Origin of the sequence: Streptomyces sp. SP17BM10 (genome assembly GCF_036322405.1) — a bacterium.
In the GTDB taxonomy this organism is placed as follows: domain Bacteria; phylum Actinomycetota; class Actinomycetes; order Streptomycetales; family Streptomycetaceae; genus Kitasatospora.
This window is the reverse complement of sequence record NZ_JAQYXB010000471.1, coordinates 25,209-44,962: the sequence shown is the minus strand read 5'-3', so window position 1 is coordinate 44,962 and position 19,754 is coordinate 25,209. Positions and strand designations below refer to the sequence as shown.

10 protein-coding genes are annotated in these 19,754 nt (G+C 75.2%); 3 read left to right on the top strand and 7 right to left on the bottom strand.

All coding sequences use genetic code 11. From position 1 onward, the window contains the following. Positions 1-2 precede the first annotated feature (2 nt). The 6 genes from eccB to PUR71_RS06705 all read right to left on the bottom strand — a co-directional run bounded on the left by eccB (position 3) and on the right by PUR71_RS06705 (position 16,566). Entirely contained in the window at positions 3-1,334 is a 1,332-nt protein-coding gene (gene eccB, locus PUR71_RS06730; RefSeq protein ID WP_329925412.1) for a type VII secretion protein EccB, read from the bottom strand. A gap of 13 nt (positions 1,335-1,347) precedes the next feature. Next, positions 1,348-2,742, bottom strand: a complete 1,395-nt coding sequence (gene eccD, locus PUR71_RS06725) for a type VII secretion integral membrane protein EccD (RefSeq protein WP_329925411.1) — start codon at positions 2,740-2,742, stop codon at positions 1,348-1,350. Positions 2,743-2,795: 53 nt separating this feature from the next. Continuing rightward, on the bottom strand, positions 2,796-6,779 hold the full coding sequence (gene eccCa / locus PUR71_RS06720) for a type VII secretion protein EccCa (protein WP_329925410.1): 3,984 nt from the start codon (positions 6,777-6,779) through the stop codon (positions 2,796-2,798). A 341-nt stretch (positions 6,780-7,120) separates the two neighbouring features. After that, complete coding sequence (locus tag PUR71_RS06715) at positions 7,121-10,138, bottom strand: AfsR/SARP family transcriptional regulator (RefSeq protein WP_329925409.1); 3,018 nt, start codon at positions 10,136-10,138, stop codon at positions 7,121-7,123. Positions 10,139-10,581: 443 nt separating this feature from the next. Next, complete coding sequence (locus PUR71_RS06710; protein ID WP_329925408.1) at positions 10,582-13,080, bottom strand: SpoIIE family protein phosphatase; 2,499 nt, start codon at positions 13,078-13,080, stop codon at positions 10,582-10,584. 42 nt (positions 13,081-13,122) lie between these two features. Continuing rightward, on the bottom strand, positions 13,123-16,566 hold the full coding sequence (locus PUR71_RS06705; protein WP_329925407.1) for a HAMP domain-containing protein: 3,444 nt from the start codon (positions 16,564-16,566) through the stop codon (positions 13,123-13,125). Positions 16,567-16,858: 292 nt separating this feature from the next. Here PUR71_RS06705 and PUR71_RS06700 point away from each other — a divergent pair, with 292 nt between their 5' ends. The 3 genes from PUR71_RS06700 (at position 16,859) to PUR71_RS06690 (ending at position 19,070) form a co-directional block, all read left to right on the top strand. Continuing rightward, positions 16,859-17,254 carry an STAS domain-containing protein gene (locus PUR71_RS06700; protein ID WP_329925406.1) on the top strand — a complete coding sequence of 132 codons (396 nt, stop codon included), beginning with the start codon at positions 16,859-16,861 and terminating at the stop codon, positions 17,252-17,254. A 120-nt stretch (positions 17,255-17,374) separates the two neighbouring features. Continuing rightward, the gene (locus PUR71_RS06695) at positions 17,375-17,854 is read left to right on the top strand and encodes an ATP-binding protein (protein ID WP_329925405.1); all 480 of its coding nucleotides are present in this window, start codon (positions 17,375-17,377) and stop codon (positions 17,852-17,854) included. A 112-nt stretch (positions 17,855-17,966) separates the two neighbouring features. Then, positions 17,967-19,070, top strand: coding sequence for a carboxylate-amine ligase (locus PUR71_RS06690; protein WP_329925404.1), 1,104 nt, complete (start codon positions 17,967-17,969; stop codon positions 19,068-19,070). A 102-nt stretch (positions 19,071-19,172) separates the two neighbouring features. Here the strand turns inward: PUR71_RS06690 and PUR71_RS06685 are convergent, their stop codons facing one another. After that, positions 19,173-19,343 (bottom strand): hydrophobic protein, encoded by a 171-nt coding sequence (locus tag PUR71_RS06685; RefSeq protein ID WP_329925403.1) that lies wholly within the window; start codon positions 19,341-19,343, stop codon positions 19,173-19,175. Between the last annotated feature and the right edge of the window lie 411 nt (positions 19,344-19,754).

Below are 19,754 nucleotides of genomic sequence, written 5' to 3'. Positions count from 1 at the left end.
GGCTAGCCTCCCTGCACGGTGTCGGCGGCGGCGCGGGCGGTGAGCGTCGGGCCGTGGCCGAGGAGCTTGAGGAGGTCCTCGGGCAGCGCGGTGGCGGGCGCGCCGGTGATGCCGAGGGCGGTGCCGGCCCGGCTGTCGCCGAGCGGGTAGGCGATGCCCTGATCGGTCACCAGGAAGGTCTGCGCGTTGCCGTTCTGGCGGGCGAGCTGCTCCAGGTCGACGGCGAGCATGCCGCGGGTCGGGGGGACGAGGACGGTCCGGGCGCCGGTGGCGGCCTGGCCGGTCTCGACGACCAGCTGGCTGATCAGCTTGGTGCCGTCCGCCCGCTGGCGCAGGCACGCGGTCTGGGCGCCGGAGTCCAGGCCGGGGGCGCCGAGGACGTCCGGCAGCGCGGTGAGCAGCGACTGGTCGGGGGAGACGGGGGCGGCGGCGATGTCGGTGGCGCCGACGGTCAGCACGGCCGGGGCGCCGGGGCGGGCGGACAGCAGGGCCGCCGCGGTGGCGCTGGCGGGGGCGACGCCGGCGTCGGTCATGACGTAGGAGTGCTGGACGCCGCCGGTGACGGTGCGGAAGAGCTGGCCGACGGTGACCTCGTGCCCGGCGACGAGGCCGGCCGGCTTCCCGGCGTCCGGGACGGCGGCGGCGAGCGGGGCGCCGGTGGGCAGCGCGGCGAGCCAGTTCTGCGGGGCGGGCACCGGGCGGTCGCCGTCCAGACCGAGCGCGATGAGTGCGGTGTCGGAGGGCACGGGGTAGCGGACGCCGCGCCACAGCAGCCAGTGCGAGTTGTCGGGGGCGGCGAGCAGGACCTGCCGGTCGTCGGGGAACGCGGCGGTCTGGCCCTCGGGGGCGAGGTCGACCAGCTGGCCGCCGGCGAGGTCGGGCCGCAGGCACCAGGTCCAGGGGCCGGGCAGCAGGCCCGCGGGCAGCGAGTCGGGGGCACCGGGGATGCCGACGGGGGCGCCGTGCGGGGTCGTGCCGAGCTCCGCGCCGGAGACGGTGTGGACGGCGTTGCTCTTGCCGCCGAGAAGGAGCGCGGAGGCGTAGTTGCGCACGGGCCGGAGCTGTCCGTCGAGGAGCAGGTACCGGTTGCCGGTCTGCTGCTCCACGATGATCGACCCGGGGTTGCGCCAACGGGTGTCCGCCACGGGCGCGATGAGCCCGTAGACGGCGAAGCCGACGCAGAGCAGCACGACGACGCCGGCGCCGAGGACGGTGGCGAGCGTGGTGCGGCCGGTCGGCCCTTCGCCGCGGCCGACGTCGCCCCGCACGAGGGCGGTGGCCAGGCGGGCCATGGCGAAGCGGTACGCCTGGAGGTGGTCGCGTCGTGTCTGCATGCCCGGCCCCCGCTCAGCTCGCCAGCACGCGCAGCGCGCTGTAGACGTGCAGGGCCTGGAGGACGAGCGGCAGCAGGGCGATCACGGTGGCCGTCTCCAGGATGTCGCCGGTGTGGCCCCAGATCGGCAGCAGCCGGTCGGTCAGCCGGGGAGCGCGGACCAGCAGGAGGAGGGCCGCGGCGAGCAGCACGGCCGGTACCAGGATCCGGGCGGCCGTGCCGTGCGAGGCGTGCGCCAGCAGGAGCAGCGCCAGGCCGAGCGTGCCGGCGAGGACGGCGGAGACGCGTTGCAGGACGCCGGTGAGCCCGCGCGAGCGCAGCAGCACCGCCCCCGCGAGGACCAGCGGCAGCGCCCAGTTGATCCAGCCGGGCTCGCGCACCAGGAACCAGAAGGCCGCCGCGTACAGCACCGCCGAGGCGAGGGCCAGCGCGTCCAGGTAGTCGTTGGCCGCCCCGGCGGCGCGCTCCAGGCGGGCCTGGGGCTCGGGGGTGATGTCCTGCTGGAGCTCCTCGGCGTCGTGCGGCAGGGCCGGCACCTTCACCCCGGCCAGCCGCAGCGCCAGCCGGGGGCCGAGCTGCCCGAGGACGAACAGGGCCACCGCGACCACCGCGAGGGCCTGCGCGGCGTCCCAGTGCGCGGCGTGGACCAGGCCCGCGGCGGCCGCCGCGGCGGCCGCGGTGAGCAGCGCGGTGCCCGGCAGCAGGAACGGCAGTGGACGGACGATCAGCAGGACGCCGCAGACGACGGCGGTGGCGAGGGCCCCCATGAGGACCTCGGCCGGGCGCAGCAGGAACGCGTGGTCCGGCCCGCCGCGGAAGGTGAACCCGGAGAGGGCGGCCAGGCCGATGGCACCGACGGCGGCCGTCAGGACGGTGCCGCGCCGCGCGTCGGGCCGGGCGCCCACCAGACAGGCGGCCACCAGCAGCCCGGCGGCGCTCACGCCGGTGGTGGCCGCGGTGAGCGGTCCCGGGCCGCCGCTGAGCAGGGCGGCGGCGAGGACCGCGAGCAGCACGGCCCCGGCGGTCAGCGCGAGGCGGACGGTGGCCACCGGCTGCCAGCGGTCCGCCCGGCCGCCGATCACCTGGGCCACGCCGTCGGCGACGTCGTCGAAGTGCAGGGCGGGCAGCGCCGCCTCGGCGGGCCGCAGGTGGAGCACGTCACCGTGCTTCAGCCCGAGGCTCTCGGGGGTGCCGTCGGGATCGAGGGGGTCCTCGCCGAGCCGCTGGAGCACCTGCACGGCGCCGCGCTCCTGCGGACTCAGCGTCAGCCGGCCGAGGAGGACGGGCAGCAGGGCCGAGATCGGCGTGGAGACGGGGACGGAGACGTCGAAGCGGCCGTCGGCGTGGACGACGGTCAGCCGGCACACCTCGGTGACCGGCGGGGCACCGGCGGGCGCGGGGGTCGACATGCTGCTCCTGGACGACGAAGAGGCGGGCGGGGTGGCGGACGGGAGGACGGTGGTCACGCGGGCGTCACCAGCCCGGTCTGGACCAGGCGCACCGCCCGGCGCGTGACGAGCTGGGCGCGTCCGGCGGGCAGCGTGCGGGGCTTGGCCTCGCCGAGGAACTTGCCCTCCTCCTTGGGGTAGGAGAAGAGCAGCGCCGGGTTGCCGAGTTCCCACATCCGCCGCAGGACGGGATCGGTCATCGAGCGCATCGCGCCCGAGGTGCTGCGGGCGATGATCACGTGCATCCCGATGTGCTGGCCCTGCGCGAGCAGGGGGACGAGCGGCGCCAGCGGGGTGGGCGTGCCGGGCGCGCCGGCGAGGAGGTCGTAGTCGTCGACGACGACGAACAGCCGCGGGCCCTCCCACCAGTCGCGCTGCGCCAGCTGCTCCGGCGTGATGTCCGGCCCGGGCACCCGCTTGCCCACCGAGTGGGCGGCGTTCGCGGCGAGTTGTGCGAGGGAGTCGCGGTCGACCACGTAGCCCGCCCGGTACTCCTCGGGGACGGAGGAGAGCAGGCCGCGCTCGGGGTCGGCGACGACGATCCGGGCCTCGTCGGTGCTGAACCGCGAGGTGATCGCGCGGACCGCCAGGCGCAGCGCGTTGGTCTTGCCGCTCTCGCCGTCGCCGAACACCATGAGGTGCGGGCTGGTGGAGAAGTCGTGCCAGGTGGGCTCCAGGCGCTGCTCGTCCCAGCCGAGGCAGAGCCGCAGGTCGCCCTCGGAGGGGGGCAGTTGGTCGGCCGGCAGCCGGGTGGGCAGCAGGCGCACGCCGGGCGCCGGCGAACCGGTCCAGAAGGCGTCGATCTCCGCGACGGCCGCCTTGGTGGCCGGGGTGAGGTCGGCGGTCTCGCCGGAGCTGTCCAGGCGCGGGAGCGCGGACAGGAAGTGGTGGCCGCCGGGGCTCAGGCCGCGGCCGGGCTGGTGCGGCACCGCGCCCGCGATCCGCGAGCCGACCTCGGACTCCAGGGCGTCGCCGAGGCGCAGTTCGAACTTGGTGCCGAGCAGGTCGCGCAGGCGGGGCCGCAGTTCGGACCAGCGCACCGCGGAGGCCAGCAGGTGCAGGCCGAAGGACAGTCCGCGCGCGGCCAGGTCGATGACCCTGGCCTCCAGGTCCTCGAAGTCCTGGCGCAGCGTCGACCAGCCGTCGACCACGAGGAAGACGTCGCCGTACGGGTCGTCGATCTCGCCGGCCGCCCGCAGCGCGCGGTAGGCGGCCATCGACTCCAGGCCGCGCGAGGTGAACTCCCGCTCGCGGCGCTCGAGGAGCTGGGTCAGCTCCTCGACCGTGCGCAGCACCCGATCGCGCTCCAGACGGGTGGCGACCGAGCCGACGTGCGGCAGACCGGCGGTGGAGACGAGGCCGCCGCCGCCGAAGTCGAGGCAGTAGAACTGGATCTCGCCCGGGGTGTGGGTGAGCGCCAGCGACAGGATGAGGGTGCGCAGCATGGTCGACTTGCCGGTCTGCGGGGCGCCGGCGAGCCCGACGTGGCCGTCGGCCCCGGACAGGTCGGCGACCAGCAGTTCGCGCAGTTGCTCGTAGGGCCGGTCGACCACGCCGAGCGGGACGCGCAGCGTGCCGAGCGACGGGTGGCCGACCGCGCTCATGCCGCGGACCGGGTCCGGCACGATGCCGGGCAGCAACTCGTCCAGGCTGGGGGAGGCGGCCAGCGGCGGCAGCCAGACCTGCCGGGCCGGCGGCCCGCTCTCCTCCAGGCGGCCCACCAGCACCTCCAGCAGGCTCTCGGCGTTGACCTGCTCGTCGGGCGCGGCGGCGGCCGGCTCGGGCCGGCCGGCCGGGGCGAGCGCGGCCAGCGCCTCGTCGGCGCTCTCGGAGCGCAGCGCGCCCTGGCGCTCCAGCCCGAAGTCCGTCAGCACGCCGGCGGCGCCGGCCTCCTGGACGGGCTGTTCGTCGGCGGGGAGCGGCTCGGGCGCGGGGCCGGAGACGTAGGCGGCCTTGAAGCGCACCAGGTTGGTGGTGTCGATCTTCAGGTAGCCGTTGCCCGGCGCGGACGGCAGCTCGTAGGCGCTGGAGACGCCGATGACGCTGCGCGACTCCATCGCGGAGAAGGTCCGCAGGGCGATCCGGTAGGAGAGGTGGCCCTCCACCTTGTGGATGCGGCTCTCGTCGAGGCGCTGCGAGGCGAGCAGCAGGTGCACGCCGAGGCTGCGACCGAGCCGGCCGATGGAGACGAAGAGGTCCACGAACTCCGGCTTGCTGGCGAGCAGTTCGGAGAACTCGTCGACGACGATCAGAAGCGACGGCAGCGGGGCGAGACCGGCGCCGGCGGCGCGCGCCTTCTCGTAGTCGTAGAGAGAGGAGTACCCGGCCTCGCGCAGCAGCTCCTGGCGGCGGATCATCTCGCCGTTGATGGAGTCGCGCATGCGGTCGACGAGGTGGATCTCGTCGGCCAGGTTGGTGATGACCGCCGAGGTGTGCGGCAGGCGGTCCATGTGCAGGAAGGTCGCGCCGCCCTTGAAGTCGACCAGGACGAGGTTGAGCACCTCGGAGGAGTGGGTGGCGGCCAGGCCCATCACGAGGGTGCGCAGGAGCTCGCTCTTGCCGGAGCCGGTGGCGCCGATCAGCAGGCCGTGCGGGCCCATGCCGCCCTGCGCCGACTCCTTGAGGTCCAGCTCCACGACCTCGCCGTCGTCGGTGACGCCGAGCGGCACGGTCAGGCGGGCGGACTGCACCTGCCGGGGGCGCCACTTGGCGGCGACGTCGAAGGTGTGCGGGTCGCGCAGGCCGAGCAGGGTGACGAGGTCGAGGTCCGATTCGAGCGGCCGGTCGGCCAGGTCCACGCTGCCGCTGGTGCGCATCGGCGCCAGCGAGCGGGCCAGGGCCTCGGCGGCGGTGGCGCTGAGGGCGTCGGCGTCGGCCGAGACGGTGTCCTCGCCGGAGGCGAACTCGACCTTCCCGTCGTGCACGGTCAGACGCAGCACCTTGGGGCCGCCGGGCATGGTGCCGGTGACGTCGAGCAGGACGACGTTGCGCAGACCGCCGCCCGACAGGCGGGAGTTCGCGGGGATCCGCACGCCCTGGGCGACGACCACGACGAACGGCTCGGCGATGCTGGGCGAGGCCGCCGGGTCGTGCTCGGGGCGGTCGCGGAGCTCCTGGCCGAGCAGGTCGAGCAGGGTCTCGGCGTCCTCGGCGGCCAGGCGCGCCGGCCCGGCGGCGTCCTCCTCGCCCGGGTGGGCGTTGTGCGGCAGCCACTTCAGCCAGTCCCACTGTGCGCGGGCGTCCTCGTCGCCGAGGAACGCCACCCGCAGCTCGTCGGGGGAGTGCAGCACCGCCAGCCGGCCGACGATCGCCCGCGCGAGGGCGAGCGCGTCCTCGGCCCTGCCGGCGAACTCGACGCTGCTGAAACGGCGCAGACCCACCGGGACGGGCAGCCCGGGGACGCTCTGGTGGGCGTGCGTGAAGCGGCGCAGCGACACCGCGCACAGCGGCTCGAGGTCCTCGACCGGCTTGGTGCGCGGCGGCAGGAACTCCAGGGCGGCGCGGCGCGCGCCCAGCCCGATCCGCACCCGCGCGAAGTCCTCGTGCCCGGGGCGCCGCTCCCACAGCCGGGGGCCGCGGGCCAGCGCCCACAGCTCCGACGGGTCGGGGTGGTCCCACAGCAGGGCGGCGCGCTGCTCGGCGGCGGCCTGCCGGGCCTGGACGCGCTTCTGCGCCAGGTAGCGGAGGTAGTCGCGGCGCTCGGCGCGCATCCGGCGTCGGCGCTCGCCGCCCGGGCGGCCGATCTGGGTCAGCGTCATGCTGACCATGGCGACGCCCATCATCCCGGACATCATGTAGGTCGACGCGCCGCCGCCGCGCATGGAGAACATCAGCACCATGGCGCCGGCGCCCAGGCCCATCGGCAGGTACATCAGCGCGGAGCCGAGGTCGGGGGTGGCGGGCTCGCCCAGCACCGGGGGCTCGGCCAGTTCGATCTGCCCCTCGGGGAGCGGGGGGCCGTCGGCGCGGGGCGGGCGCTTGACGAGGACCGTGCTCAAATCCCGTACTCCGTTTCCTCTTCACCGCGGAGGCACGAGCTTGCCCCGTGCCGATCACCGTGCGATCCGCGCGCCGTATACGCCGTCCGGACCGGCTCCGGCGCAGGTCGGGGGTGCCGCGAAGAGCGCCGGATATCGAACGGATATCGGGGCCTGGGAGGCTGTGGCCGCAAGCGGTGCCGCGCACGCGGCCACCGCGAGGGGAACCGCGCGGGGAACACCACACGAAACCGCGCGGGAGCAGCGAGGGAGGGCCCGCGACATGAAGGTCTGGAACAACACCGGATCCTGACCCCGGCGGGGTCACCGCCCGCCGGGGTCGCCGTTCCGGCTCCGGCGGGCTACGCCACGCCCACCACGTAGCCGGTGGCTTCCGGAGCGTCGGCCGAGCCGGCCGAGCCGTCGAGGCGGGCCAGCACCTGTCGCACGTCCTCGGCGTCGGGCAGTCCGAGCCCGTCGAACAGTTCCTCCGCCTCGCGCAGCCGCTCGAGTGCCTCCTCGGTGCGGCCGAGGCCGTCGAGCGTCCTGGCGGTGACCACCAGGGCGTGGCCGCGGTCCCGCTCGGCGGCGAGCTCCCGGCAGTCGGCCACGGCCCGCAGCGCCTGGTCGAGGGCCTCCCCGTGACGGTCCAGCAGGCGCAGGGTGTCGGCCAGGCGGTAGCGGGCCTGGGCCTCGCGCAGCGGGATCCCCGCGGCCCGGCAGATCCGCAGGCACTCCTCCAGAGCGGTGACGGCCTGCCGGTGCTCGCCGAGCTCGTGCGAGGCCAGGCCGAGCACGTAGAGGGCGTAGGACAGGCCGGTCCACTCCTCCGCGTCGGTCAGGCCGGGCAGGAGCCGGCGGCAGGCGGCGGCGGCCTCGGCGGGCCGGCCGTCGCGCACCTGGGCGAGGGCGGAGTTGAGCGCCGTCGCGGTCTGTCCGGCGCGGTGGCCGAGGGCGCGGGCCAGCGAGTTCGCCTCGTCGTAGTGGTGCACCGCCTCCTGGTAGCGGTGCCGGAACTGGGCGAGCACGCCGAGGTCGTTCAATGCCTGTTGGAGCACCACCACGTCGCCGCCGGCCCGGCAGGCGTCGGCGGCGCGGCGGCTGTGCTCGGCGGCCTCGTCCAGCCGGGCCGCCTGGACGGCGAGGTTGCCGCGGATGAACTCGGCGCGGCCCAGCGAGCGCTGGTCGCCGAGCGCGTCGGCCGCCTGCGCGACGGCGGCCGCGGCGCCGGTGAGGCGCTCGTAGCGCGGGTCGGCGTCGAACGGGCTGAGCGCGACGAGCAGGTCGGCGGCGACGCGGACGTCCTCGGCCGGCGCCGCCCGGTGCGCCGTCGCGAGGACGGCGGTGATGGCCGCCTCGAACTCCTCGGCCACCCAGTCGGCCGCCGCCTGGGCGTCCTCGAAGGTGGCGCCCGGGGCGGGCACGGGGGTGAGCGCGGTGCCGATCGGATCGCCGGGCACCAGCTGCTGGAAGGCGGCGGTGGCGTTGGCCAGCAGGAATCGCAGCTGGCGGCGCAGCGCCGTGGTCACCTCGTCGGCGGCCGACTCCCCGGCGGTCCTCTGCTCGGCGCCGTCGGGGCCGGCGAGCTGGAGGGCGAACACCCGCAGCAGGTCGTGGTAGCGGTAGCGGCCGGGCCGCGGGGCGGTGAGCATGCCGGCGTCGACGAGCGACTCCAGCAGGTCCTCGGCGTGGCGCGGCCCGGTCCCGAGGACGGCCGCCGCGGCCGGAACGCCGATGTCCGGCCGGCACACCGCGGCGACCATCCGGAACGCGTCCGCCTGCTCGGCCGTCAACTGGCGGTAGCCCCACTCGAAGGCCCCGGCCACGGCCAGGTCGCCCAGCCGCAGCTCGGCCATCCGGTCCTGTTCGGCGGCCATCCGGTCGGCCAGCCGGGCCACCGTCCAGGACGGGCGCGAGGCCAGCCTGGCCGCCACGATCCGCACCGCCAGCGGGAGCCGCCCGCAGTGCCGGATCAGCTCGCCGACGGCCGCCGGGTCGGCGGCGACCCGCTCGGCGCCGGCCGTGCGGGCCAGCAGCCTGCGCGCCTCGGCGACGCTGAACACGTCCAGGTCGACCTGGACGGCGGTGGCCAGGCCGAACAGCCGGGCGCGGCCGGTCACGAGGACCGCGCAGCGGGCCGAGCCGGGCAGCAGCGGGCGGACCTGGGCGGCGTCCCGGGCGTTGTCGAGCACGACCAGCACCCGGCGGACGTCCAGCAGCGAGCGGAAGAGCCGGGCCCGGTCCTCCAGGGCTTCGGGGACGGCGCCCGGGGCGATGCCGAGGGCCGTCAGGAAGCTCGCCAGCAGGACGTTCGGGTCGGCCGGCGCGTCCTGGTCGCCGCGCAGGTCCGCGTACAGCTGGCCGTCGGGGAAGCCGGCGCGCAGCCGGTGGGCGACCCGCAGGGCCAGCGCCGTCTTGCCCACTCCGCCCATCCCGGAGATCGCCGCGATGGGCAGCGCGGCGTCCACGGACGGCTCGCGCACGGCCGCGGCGAGCGCGCTGTGCAGCGCCTCCAGTTCGGCTTCCCGGCCGGTGAAGTCGGGCGTGTCGGCCGGCAGGTGGGCCGGTACCGGGCCGGGCTGCACGACCGGTGCCGGACGCACGGCGGCCGGGCCGAGGAGGGCGGGGTCGTTGCGCAGGATCCGCTGGTGGATCTCGCGCAGCTCCGGGCCCGGGTCGACGCCCAGCTCCTCGGCGAGCAGCCGGCGGGCCCGGTCGAAGAGCGCCAGCGCGTCGGCCTGGCAGCCGTTCTGGTAGAGCGCCCGCATCAGGAGTGCGTACGGTCGCTCGCGCAGCGGGTGCTCGGCGGTGAGGTCGCGCAGCACCGGGACGGCGAGGGCGGTGTCGCCCAGCTCAAGGTCCAGGGCGCACCGCTCCTCCAGCAGGCTGGTCCGCAGTTCCCTGAGCCGGGTGCGCTGCTGCTGTGCGTAGGGCCCCGGCACCCCGGTGAGCGGCTCGCCGCCCCACAGCTCCAGCGCCTCCGCGAACAGCCGCCGCACCTGCGCGGGGTCCTCGCCGCCGCGCGCCGCGCCGATCGCGGCGGCGGCCAGCTTCTCCATGTGCAGCGCGTCCACGGCCCCGGCCGGCACGACGGTGCGGTAACCGTCGCCCACCGAGGTGAGGATCACCGGGGCGTCGCTGTCGTGCTCCAGCACCTTGCGCCACCGCCACGCATACGTGCGCAGCATGGCGGACGCGCTCGCGGGCGCCTCGTCGCCCCACAGTGCCTCGATGAGTTCCCCGGCGCCGGCCGCCCGGCCGTCGCGCAACAACAGTGCGGCCAGCATCGCCTGCTGCAGCGGCGATCCGACCGGTAGCCCCTCGTCCCCGTACTGTGCCCGCATCGTGCCCAGCAGGAAGAACCGGACGGGATGGATCATGGACAGCGGTCCCCTCGTGCGTGACGCCCAGGCGTCCCGGTGAGGGCCCGAGGCCGCCATGTCCGATGTGTGGTCCCGGGTTCCCCGCCTCCCCGAGGGGCGTCATTATTCGTATTACTAGCACATCCTTGTCATGGCACCGCATTCCGGCGATCGAGAGGCTTGGCATGGCGTCAGCGTTCGTTCACGATCAACGCCCGCCCGGCCGTTGGCCTCCCGGAACGCATCCGGGCCGGACGGGAACAGGGACGAGCGGCACGGCGGATCGGGTTGCACCGCAGCAAATTTGACCAAGGCTTGAATCTCTTCGCGGGGGCGACCCGGCCCGTCCCGGCGGAACCGGGGCGACCGCCGACGATGCCGTGGCCGAGCGGTTCCTCGACGGCACCGCGACCACGGAGGTCCACCACCTCGGCGGCACCGGGACGAGCTGAGGGCACGCTCTACCGGACCGCCACGCCGACCAGGCAGGTGTCGTCGTCCGTGTCGGCGCTGCTGTACTGGAGCAGGTGGTCCAGGTGGCCCTCCAGGCCGTCCCCTCCCGTCGCCGATTCCCGGTGGGCGCGTTCGGCGAGGGCGGTGAGGTTGGCCAGGGACGCCTGGAGGGACTCGTCGCGGCGCTCGATCAGACCGTCGGTGTACATCACCAGGGTGTCGCCGGGCCGCAGGACGAACTCGTCCTCCTCGTAGTCGGCCTGGTCGAGGGCGCCGAGCAGGATGCCGCCGACCTGCGGGAGGGTGCTCGCCCGGCCCTCCCGCAGGAGGACGGGCGGCGGGTGGCCGGCGCGGGCCCAGCGCAGGCGCCGGGTGGCGGGTTCGTAGAGGCCGCAGACCGCGGTGGCGGTGACGTTGTCGGTGAGGTGGTGCGTCACGCTGTTGAGCCAGCTCAGCAGTTGGGCCGGGCCGGCGCCGGTGGCGGCCAGGCCGCGCAGGGCGTTGCGCAGCGCGACCATGCCGGTGGCGGCCTCGATGCCGTGCCCGGCGACGTCGCCGACGCACAGCAGGACGTCGCCGGTGGGCAGCGCGAGGGCGTCGTACCAGTCCCCGCCGACCAGGTGGTCCTTCTCGGCGGGGCGGTAGCGGACGGCGACGCGCAGGTCGTGCAGGTCCAGGGGCCCGCGCGCGGGCGGCATGATGGCGTGCTGGAGCTGGAGGGCGAGGCGGCTGCGCTCGGCGGCCTGCTGCTCGCTCTGGGCGAGCTGGTCGCGGGTGGCGGCGAGCGCGACCTCCGTCCAGTGCTGGGCGGAGATGTCCTGGTAGGCGCCGCGGACGGTGCGCAGCCCGCTGCCCGGGTCGCGCACCGGCTCGGCCACGACGCGGATGTGCCGGGTGACGCCGTCGGGGCGCTGGAGGCGGAAGGCGGTGGACGCGGGCCGCCGGTGGTGCAGGAGGGTGCGCAGGAAGCGGCCGATGGTGTGCCGGTCGTCGGGGTGGGCGTGCTCGGCCAGCTGGTCGAGGGCGATCGGCGGGGCGCCGGGCGCCAGGCCGTGGAGCTCGAACAGGGTGTCGCTCCAGGCGATCTGGCGGGTGCGCAGGTTCTCCTCGAAGCCGCCGATGCGGCCGAGGCGCTGGGCGTGCTGGAGCAGCCGCGCGACCCGAGGGGTGCCGTCGTCGAGCCGCCAGACGACCACCAGGTGGGTGCCGTGGCGGCTGATGCTCACCTGGGCGCGGGTGGCCAGCGGCACCCCGTCGACGAGGGCGGCGAGGCGCATGCCCTGGGCGCGGAAGGGCTCGCCGGTGGCGAAGACGTGCTCGATCTTCTCGGCCAGGCCGCCCGGTTCGGCGGCCAGCGGGTACGCCTCCAGGAGGCGGGTGCCGACGATGGCGCCGTTGGGACGGCCGGCGAAGTCGACGAAGGCCGGGTTGACGTGCCGGATGACGAACCGCGGCGGCAACTCGTCGTCCGGCGCCAGCCGCAGCACGAGACAGGGGTCGAGGAGACCGTCCGTCAGTTGCCGGAGTTCGTCGAAGTGCGCGTCGGCGGGGTCGGCGGCCGAGGACTTCCGTTCGTCCCAGGACTCCAGCGTTGCGGCGGCCACCTCGGCGAGCGCCTCGAACTGCCGTTGCAGCGGCTGGGACTGGCGGGGCAGCGCCTCGCGCCAGCAGATCTCCAGCACCCCGATCAGCCGGCCGCCGAGGCCGGCCGGCACGGCCAGCCGCCCGCCGCGGATGTCGTGCTGGCCGATCGAGGGGAGCGAGGCGTCGGCGAGCGTGTGGTACCCCACGGCCGCGCGCTCGTCCAGCGCCCGGCGGGCCGGCGTCGGGACGCCCGGCGGCACGTGCCGCCAGCGCCGGGCCTCCTCCTGCGGGAAACCGGCGCTGCCCGCCAGTGACAGGGACAGGTCGGGGTGGGCCGCCCAGACGGCCACCGCCGCGACGCCGAGCGGACGCAGGGCGTGCTCCAGCATCGAGCGCGCGGCCGTCGCGGCGTCGCCGCCCGCGATCGTGTCCGCCTCCGTGCTCCGCAGCCGCAGCGCCACCGGATCCTCGCGCGGGGCCGCCGCACCGGCGACGAAGTCGCGGGCGAGCGCCGAGATCCGGTCCGCCGCGGCCTGGTTGAGCAGGTCGGCGGCCAGCGCCAGCGTCGTCACCCCCGCCTGCTCGGCGAGGAGCTCCAGTTGCCGGGCCGCCTCCGTGGGCGCGCAGCGCAGGCGCTCCACCAGCACGCCGACGGCCATCTCGACGACGGCCCGGCCCGCCGATCCTGCCTGTGCCTGGTCCAGTTCCTGGCGCAGTCGCTCCACCGTGCTCGCGAGCAGGCCCACGGCCGCCGCGGTGCGGTCGGGCTCCTGGTCCGGTGGGGTGCCGCTGCCGCCGGCCGCGCCGGGGGTGCCGATGCCGCCTCCGCCGCCGGCCGCGCTGCGCTGCGCACCGACCCTGGGGGCTCCCGGCTCGGCCGCCGGGGGGCGTCCGGTGGCGAGGGGCTCGTGGGGCTGCTGCACGGTGGTGGCTCCTGGGGTCTGGACCGCTGCTCCGGTATGCGTCTACCGCGTCAGGTGGTGGGTGATGCGGCTGATCACCTCGTCCGCGTCGACCGGTTTGGTGATGTAGTCGCTCGCGCCCGCCGCCAGGCTCTTCTCGCGGTCGCCGATCATGGCCTTGGCGGTGACGGCGATGATCGGCAGCCCCTCGTGCTCGGGCATCGCGCGGATCGCCGCAGTGGCCGTGTACCCGTCCATCTCGGGCATCATCACGTCCATCAGGATGACGTCGATCCCGGGGTGGGCGGTGAGGGACTCCAGCGCGGCGCGGCCGTTCTCGGCCTGGAGCACCCGCATGCCGTGCAGTTCCAGGATGCTGGTGATCGCGTAGAGGTTGCGGTCGTCGTCGTCGACGACGAGCGCGGTCCGGCCGGCGAGCGCCGCCTCGCCGCCGGGGCTCCAGGGCGCCACCCGCTCCTGACCGCGCTTCGACGACAGGGCGCCGCCGGGGCGGTCGGCGCTCATGTGCAGGGCGATGCGCTCGCGCAGCTCGTCGAGGCTGGAGATGAGCTCCAGCGGCCGGTCGCCCTGCCGGCGGACGGCGTCGGCGTGCTCGGCGGTGACGCCCCGGTTGTTGTGCGTCAGCACCGGGACGGTGTGCAGGGCCGGGTCGCCCTCCAGCTCGGCGAGGAGGGTCGCGGCCGTCCCGTCCGGCAGGTCCAGCTCCAGGACGACGCAGTGGCAGGGCGCGGTGGCGAGGGCGCTCGCCGCCTCCTGGGCACCGACGGCGGTGACGATCTCGACCTGCCGGTGGCCGGCGGAGTAGCGGGCCAGGTCGGCGACGGCGTTCTCGGCCACCAGCGTCAGCAGGCCGTTGGGCCGGCTCTCCACCACGAGGAGGCGCCGCGGCCGTTCGGGGTGGGCGCGGTCGGCCGGATCGTGGTCCTGCTCCGCGGCCGGCCCCGGGACCAAGCCGCCCGGCGGCCTGGGCACCGCCGCGGGCTCGCCCCCCGCGACCTCGGAGTGCTCGACCGGGAGGTAGAGGGTGAAGACGGTGCCACGGCCCAGCGTGCTCTCGACGGTGATCGCGCCGCCGAGCAGGTAGGCGATCTCGCGGCTGATGGACAGTCCGAGGCCGGTGCCGCCGTACTTGCGGCTGGTGGTCCCGTCGGCCTGCTGGAAGGCGCCGAAGACGGTCTCCAGGTGCTGCGGCGCGATGCCGATGCCGGTGTCGGTGACGCGGAACGCGAGCACCGGGCCGCCGCGCCGGACGCCGTCGGGCAGTTCGGCCTCGGTGGCGGGCTCGATGCGCAGCTCGACCCGGCCGTGCTCGGTGAACTTCACGGCGTTGGACAGCAGGTTGCGCAGGACCTGGCGCAGCCGGTAGTCGTCCGTGCGCAGCCCGCCGGGCACCCCGGGTGCCGTCCGGACGGCGAACGCGAGGTTCTTCTGCCCGGTCATCGGGCGGAAGGTGGCCTCCACGTAGTCGAGCAGCGAGTGCAGCGGCACCGCGTCGACGCTCAGGTCCATCTTCCCGGCCTCGATCTTGGACAGGTCGAGGATGTCGTTGATCAGCTGGAGCAGGTCGGAGCCGGCCGAGTGGATGATGCCCGCGTACTCGACCTGCTTGGCGGTCAGGTTCCGGGTGGGGTTCTGGGCGAGCAACTGGGCCAGGATCAGCAGGCTGTTGAGCGGGGTGCGCAGTTCGTGGCTCATGTTGGCCAGGAACTCCGACTTGTACTTCGAGGCGAGGGACAGCTGGTGGGCGCGCTCCTCCAGTTCCTGGCGGGCCTGCTCGATCTCCAGGTTCTTGGTCTCGATGTCGCGGTTCTGCGCGGCCAGGAGCTCGGCCTTGTTGCCCAGTTCGGCGTTGGAGACCTGGAGTTCCTCCTGTCGGGCCTGCAACTCCGCCGAGCGCGCCTGGAGTTCGGCGGTCAGCCGCTGGGACTCGCCGAGCAGCTCGTCGGTCCTGGCGTTGGCGATGATGGTGTTGACGTTGACGCCGATCGTCTCCATGAGCTGGTCCAGGAAGTCCCGGTGGACCTGGGTGAACGGCTGTACGGAGGCCAGCTCGATCACGCCGAGGACCTGCTCCTCGACCACGATCGGCAGCACCATCAGCGACAGCGCCTCGCTGCGCCCGAGACCGGAGGAGGCCGCCAGGTACCCGGGCGGCAGGGCGTCGACGCTGATGGTGCGCCGACTGCGCGCGGCCTGGCCGACGAAGGACTCGCCGAGGCGGAAGCGGGTGGGGCGCTCGCCGTCGGGGAACGCGTAGGAGCCGACGAGCTGGAGCGTCGTGCCCTCGGGGCCGTCCTCGGCGAGGTAGAAGGCGCCGCACTGCGCGTCGACCAGCGGGGCGAGTTCGTCCATGACGGACTCGGCGACGACACCGAGGTCGCGCCGGCCCTGCATCAGGGCGGAGAAGCGGGCGAGGTTGGTCTTGAGCCAGTCCTGCTCCTCGTTGGCGCGCGTGGTCTCGCGCAGGGACTCCACCATGAAGTTGATGTTGTCCTTGAGGTCGGCGACCTCGCCGGAGGCGTCCACCGTGATCGAGCGGGTGAGGTCGCCGGCCGCGACGGCGCTGGTGACCTCGGCGATCGCGCGGACCTGCCGGGTCAGGTTGCCCGCGAGCTCGTTGACGTTCTCGGTGAGCCGCTTCCACGTGCCGGAGACGCCGCCGACCTTCGCCTGGCCGCCCAGCCGGCCCTCGGTGCCGACCTCGCGGGCCACGCGCGTCACCTCGTCGGCGAACGAGGAGAGCTGGTCGACCATCGTGTTGATGGTCTCCTTCAGCTCCAGGATCTCGCCCCGGGCGGTGACGGTGATCTTCTGCGACAGGTCGCCCTCGGCGACCGCGGTCGCCACCTGGGCGATCGCGCGGACCTGGCCGGTGAGGTTGCCCGCCATCGAGTTCACCGAGTCGGTGAGGTCCCGCCAGGTGCCCGAGACGCCCTCGACGCGGGCCTGGCCGCCGAGCCGTCCGTCGGTGCCGACCTCGCGGGCCACGCGCGTCACCTCCCCGGCGAAGGAGGAGAGCTGGTCGACCATCGTGTTGACGGTGTTCTTCAGCTCCAGGATCTCGCCCCGGGCGTCGACCTCGATCTTCTGGGTGAGGTCGCCGCGGGCCACCGCCGTGGTCACCTGGGCGATGCCGCGGACCTGCCAGGTGAGGTTGCCCGCCATCGCGTTGACCGAGTCGGTGAGGTCCGCCCAGGTGCCCGACACCCCCGGCACCTGCGCCTGGCCGCCGAGCCGCCCGTCGGTGCCGACCTCCCGCGCGACCCGGGTGACCTCCGAGGTGAAGTGCGAGAGCTGGTCGACCATCCCGTTGAACACGGAGGCGATCTCGCCCAGCAGCCCGTGCGCGTCACCGGGCAGCTTGGTGCTGAAGTCGCCGTCCCGGACGGCGGTGAGGCCCGCGAGCAGCTGCCGGAGCTCGGGTTCGTTCACCAGCGCGGTGCCCGGCCCGTTCCGCGAGCCGTTGGACGTGGTGGGACCAGCCATCGAACGTCGCCTCCGTAGAACGCCGGGCCGGGGCCCGCATCCGGTCGTGCGCACCCCCGGGGCCGACCGTGCGGTGCCGGTCGCTGCTCCAGGGGCGGTGGGTACCGCCACGGAGGCTACCGCAGGGCGCGCGCGACCGGGAAACGGCTGCCACCTGGGCGGGAACGTTTTCGCGCCGCTTCCTGCGCGGGAGCGTCCTCCATGAAATCTTCACGGCCGGCGGCCGCATCGATCGCCCGATCCGGGGTACCAGGCCGCCGTCGTGCCGTCACGGGACAGGAGGGGAACGACCATGCTGCCGTTCGACGACGACCGGGCGGTCACCGGCCCGGTGGTCACCGCGCCCAGGCCAGGCCTGGAGGTGCGCAGCCGCGCCACGGGAACCGGAGCCCTCGTGTGCGCGCTCGTGGGCGACCTCGACGTGGAGACGCTGGCCGCGGCCGCCGAGACGCTCGCCGCACTCGTCGCGCGGCGACCGGCCGCCGTCGTCATCGACCTGCGGGAGGTGGCCTTCTGCGACTCCTCCGGGCTGAACCTCCTGCTCAGGACCCGCATCGAGGCCGAGAAGGTGGGGCTGGACCTGCGGCTGGCGGCGGTGGCGCCGACCGTCATGCGCGTTCTGGAACTCACCGGCGCACGCACGGTGTTCTCGATCCACGACTCGGTCGAGGCGGCCCTGGAGTCCTGAAGAGCGCGGCCCCGGAACCTCCCCCTTCCGGGCGCGGACGGGGGAGGGGGCAGGCATAATCCGAAGGCTGCCGGGAAACCGGGCCGCGAAAGCATCGTCGATCCGAAAGGGTGCCCGCACATGTCGATGAGCCGGGGAGCACTGGACGGCGGCCCGCTCCGGGCGCGGCCCCTCCTGCCCGTCGGCGGGCAGCGGAGGCGGTTGCCCCTCGCCGGGCTCCCCGCGCCGGTCGCGCGGGCCAGGGCCCACGCCGCCCGGGCACTCGGCGACTGGTGCCCGGCCTCCGGGCCACCGGGTGCCGCCGGGGGGATCACCGAGGACGTCGTCCTGGTGGTCGCCGAACTCGTCGGCAACGCCGTGCTGCACGGCGGCGGCCCGCTGGAGCTCGTCCTCGACCTCACCCGCACCCGGCTGCGGATCGGGGTCAGCGACCGCGGCACCGACCTGCCCGCCCCGCGCGAGCCCCACCACCCCGCCCTGCCGGGCGGCCACGGCCTGTTCATCGTGCAGCGCATCGCCGACCGCTGGGGCGCCGAGCCGCACGCCCTCGGCAAGACGATCTGGGCCGAGTTCGACGCCGCGCGGCTCCGGGACGCGTAGTCCCACCCGCCGTGTCACCTGCGACCGGCGCCGTGCGCCACCGGCCCGTGCGCCGCCGGCCCGTGTGCGACCGGCCCGTGTGCGATCGGCGCTTCGGGGTAGCGGTGCGGGCATGCTGACACTCGGAGTCGAGGAAGAGTACCTGCTGGTCGACCCCCGGGACGGCGTGCCGCTGCCCCGCGCGGCCGAGGTCCTGGCCACCGCCTCCCTGGCGGCCGCGCTGCGGCCCGCGGAGGCCCAGCACGAACTGCTGCAGGTCCAGGTGGAGACGGCGACGCCGGTGTGCGAGGACCTCGCCGACGTGGCCCGTCACCTCACCAGGGTGCGCGCGGGCCTGAACGCGGCCGCCGCGCAGCACGGGTGCCGGGTGGTCCCGGTCGGGTCGGCGCCGTTCGGCCCGGCCGGTCGGGTGCCCGTCACGGACGGCGAACGCTACCGGCGGGCCCGCAGCCAGGCGCCCGCGCTGGTGGACGACCTGATGCTGAACGGCATGCACGTCCACGTCGGCGTCCACGACGAGGAGGAGCGCCTCGGCGTCCTGGTGCGGCTGCGCCCGTGGCTGCCGGTGCTGATCGCGCTGAGCGCCAACTCGCCGTTCTGGCGCGGCGCCGACACCCGGTTCGCCAGCTGGCGGACGGTCCACTTCGACCAGTGGGCCGTCAGCGGCCCGCCGCCGGCCTTCCGCGACGCGGCCGACCACCGGCGGCGGGTGGCGGCGCTGCGGACCGCCGGGGTCATCGCCGACGAGGGCCAGCTCTACTGGCAGGCCCGGCTGTCCCGTCGCTACCCGACCGTGGAGGTCCGCGCGACGGACGTCCAACTGACCGTCGCCGACGCGGAGTTGTTCGCCGGCCTGATCCGGGCGCTGGCGGCCTCGGCGGTCCTCGCCGAACGGGCCGGGCGCCCGCGTCCCGACACCCCCGACGAACTGCTGCGCGCGGCCACTTGGCACGCCGCCCGCACCGGGCTGCACGGCCGGCTGGTCTCCCCGTCCGACGGCACGGCCCGTCCGGCCGGGGCCGTCGTCGAGGAGCTGCGGGCCCACGTCGCCCCCGGTCTCGCGGCGGCGGGGGACACCGGCCGGGTGGCCGAGCTGTGGCGCGGCCTCGAACGCCTCGGCAGCGGCGCCGACCGGCAGCGCCGCTGGTGCCGCGAGCGGGGCAGGAAGGGTCTGGTCGAGGGGCTGGTGGCTGCCACCGTCAGCCGCACGTGCTGAGCGAGGCCCCGGGCGTGCACGCGGACGCGCAGTGGGGCCGCCCGGATCGGACGGCCCCACCGCGGGGAGCGGCCGGTAGCGCCGGCCGGTGTTACTGAGCGGCTACCAGCGGTACCAGCGGCTCCGTCCACCGGCCGCCGACGTGCCCCGTGCGACGAATCCGAGCAGCCACACGATCAGCACGAAGATGGCTGCCCACCACAGCACCTTGAGCGCGAAGCCGGCGCCGAACAGGATCAGGGCGAGCAGAAGGACCAGCAGGAGCGGGACCATGGTTCGACCTCCTCGGTAGGCGGTGTGCCGCCGGTCCTTGTGCCCCGTCTTCGCGGGGGTATGTCCGGTATTCCGCAGAACGGCGCCGGAGGCCGGTGGCGGACCGTCCCCCGAATGCCGGGCGCGAACGGTCGGGCCGTCCCCCGAATGCCGGGCGCGAACGGTCGGGCCGCGCTCCGGGCGCAACGTTCACGAAGTGATCGCTCCGGGTAATCGAGTGAGAGCGAAGCGTCGTCACGTGGGGGTGGTGCAGGGAGCGACCATGCCGGAACACGAGCAGTTCGGTGCGCGGGCCGGGGCGGAAGGCCCCGGAGGGACGGAGGATCGGCGCGTGCCGGTGCAGGGCGGGCCCCCGGGGGCGGATCCCGGCGGCAGACCCGCGCCGCCCCGGCCGGACCCCGGCCCCGACGG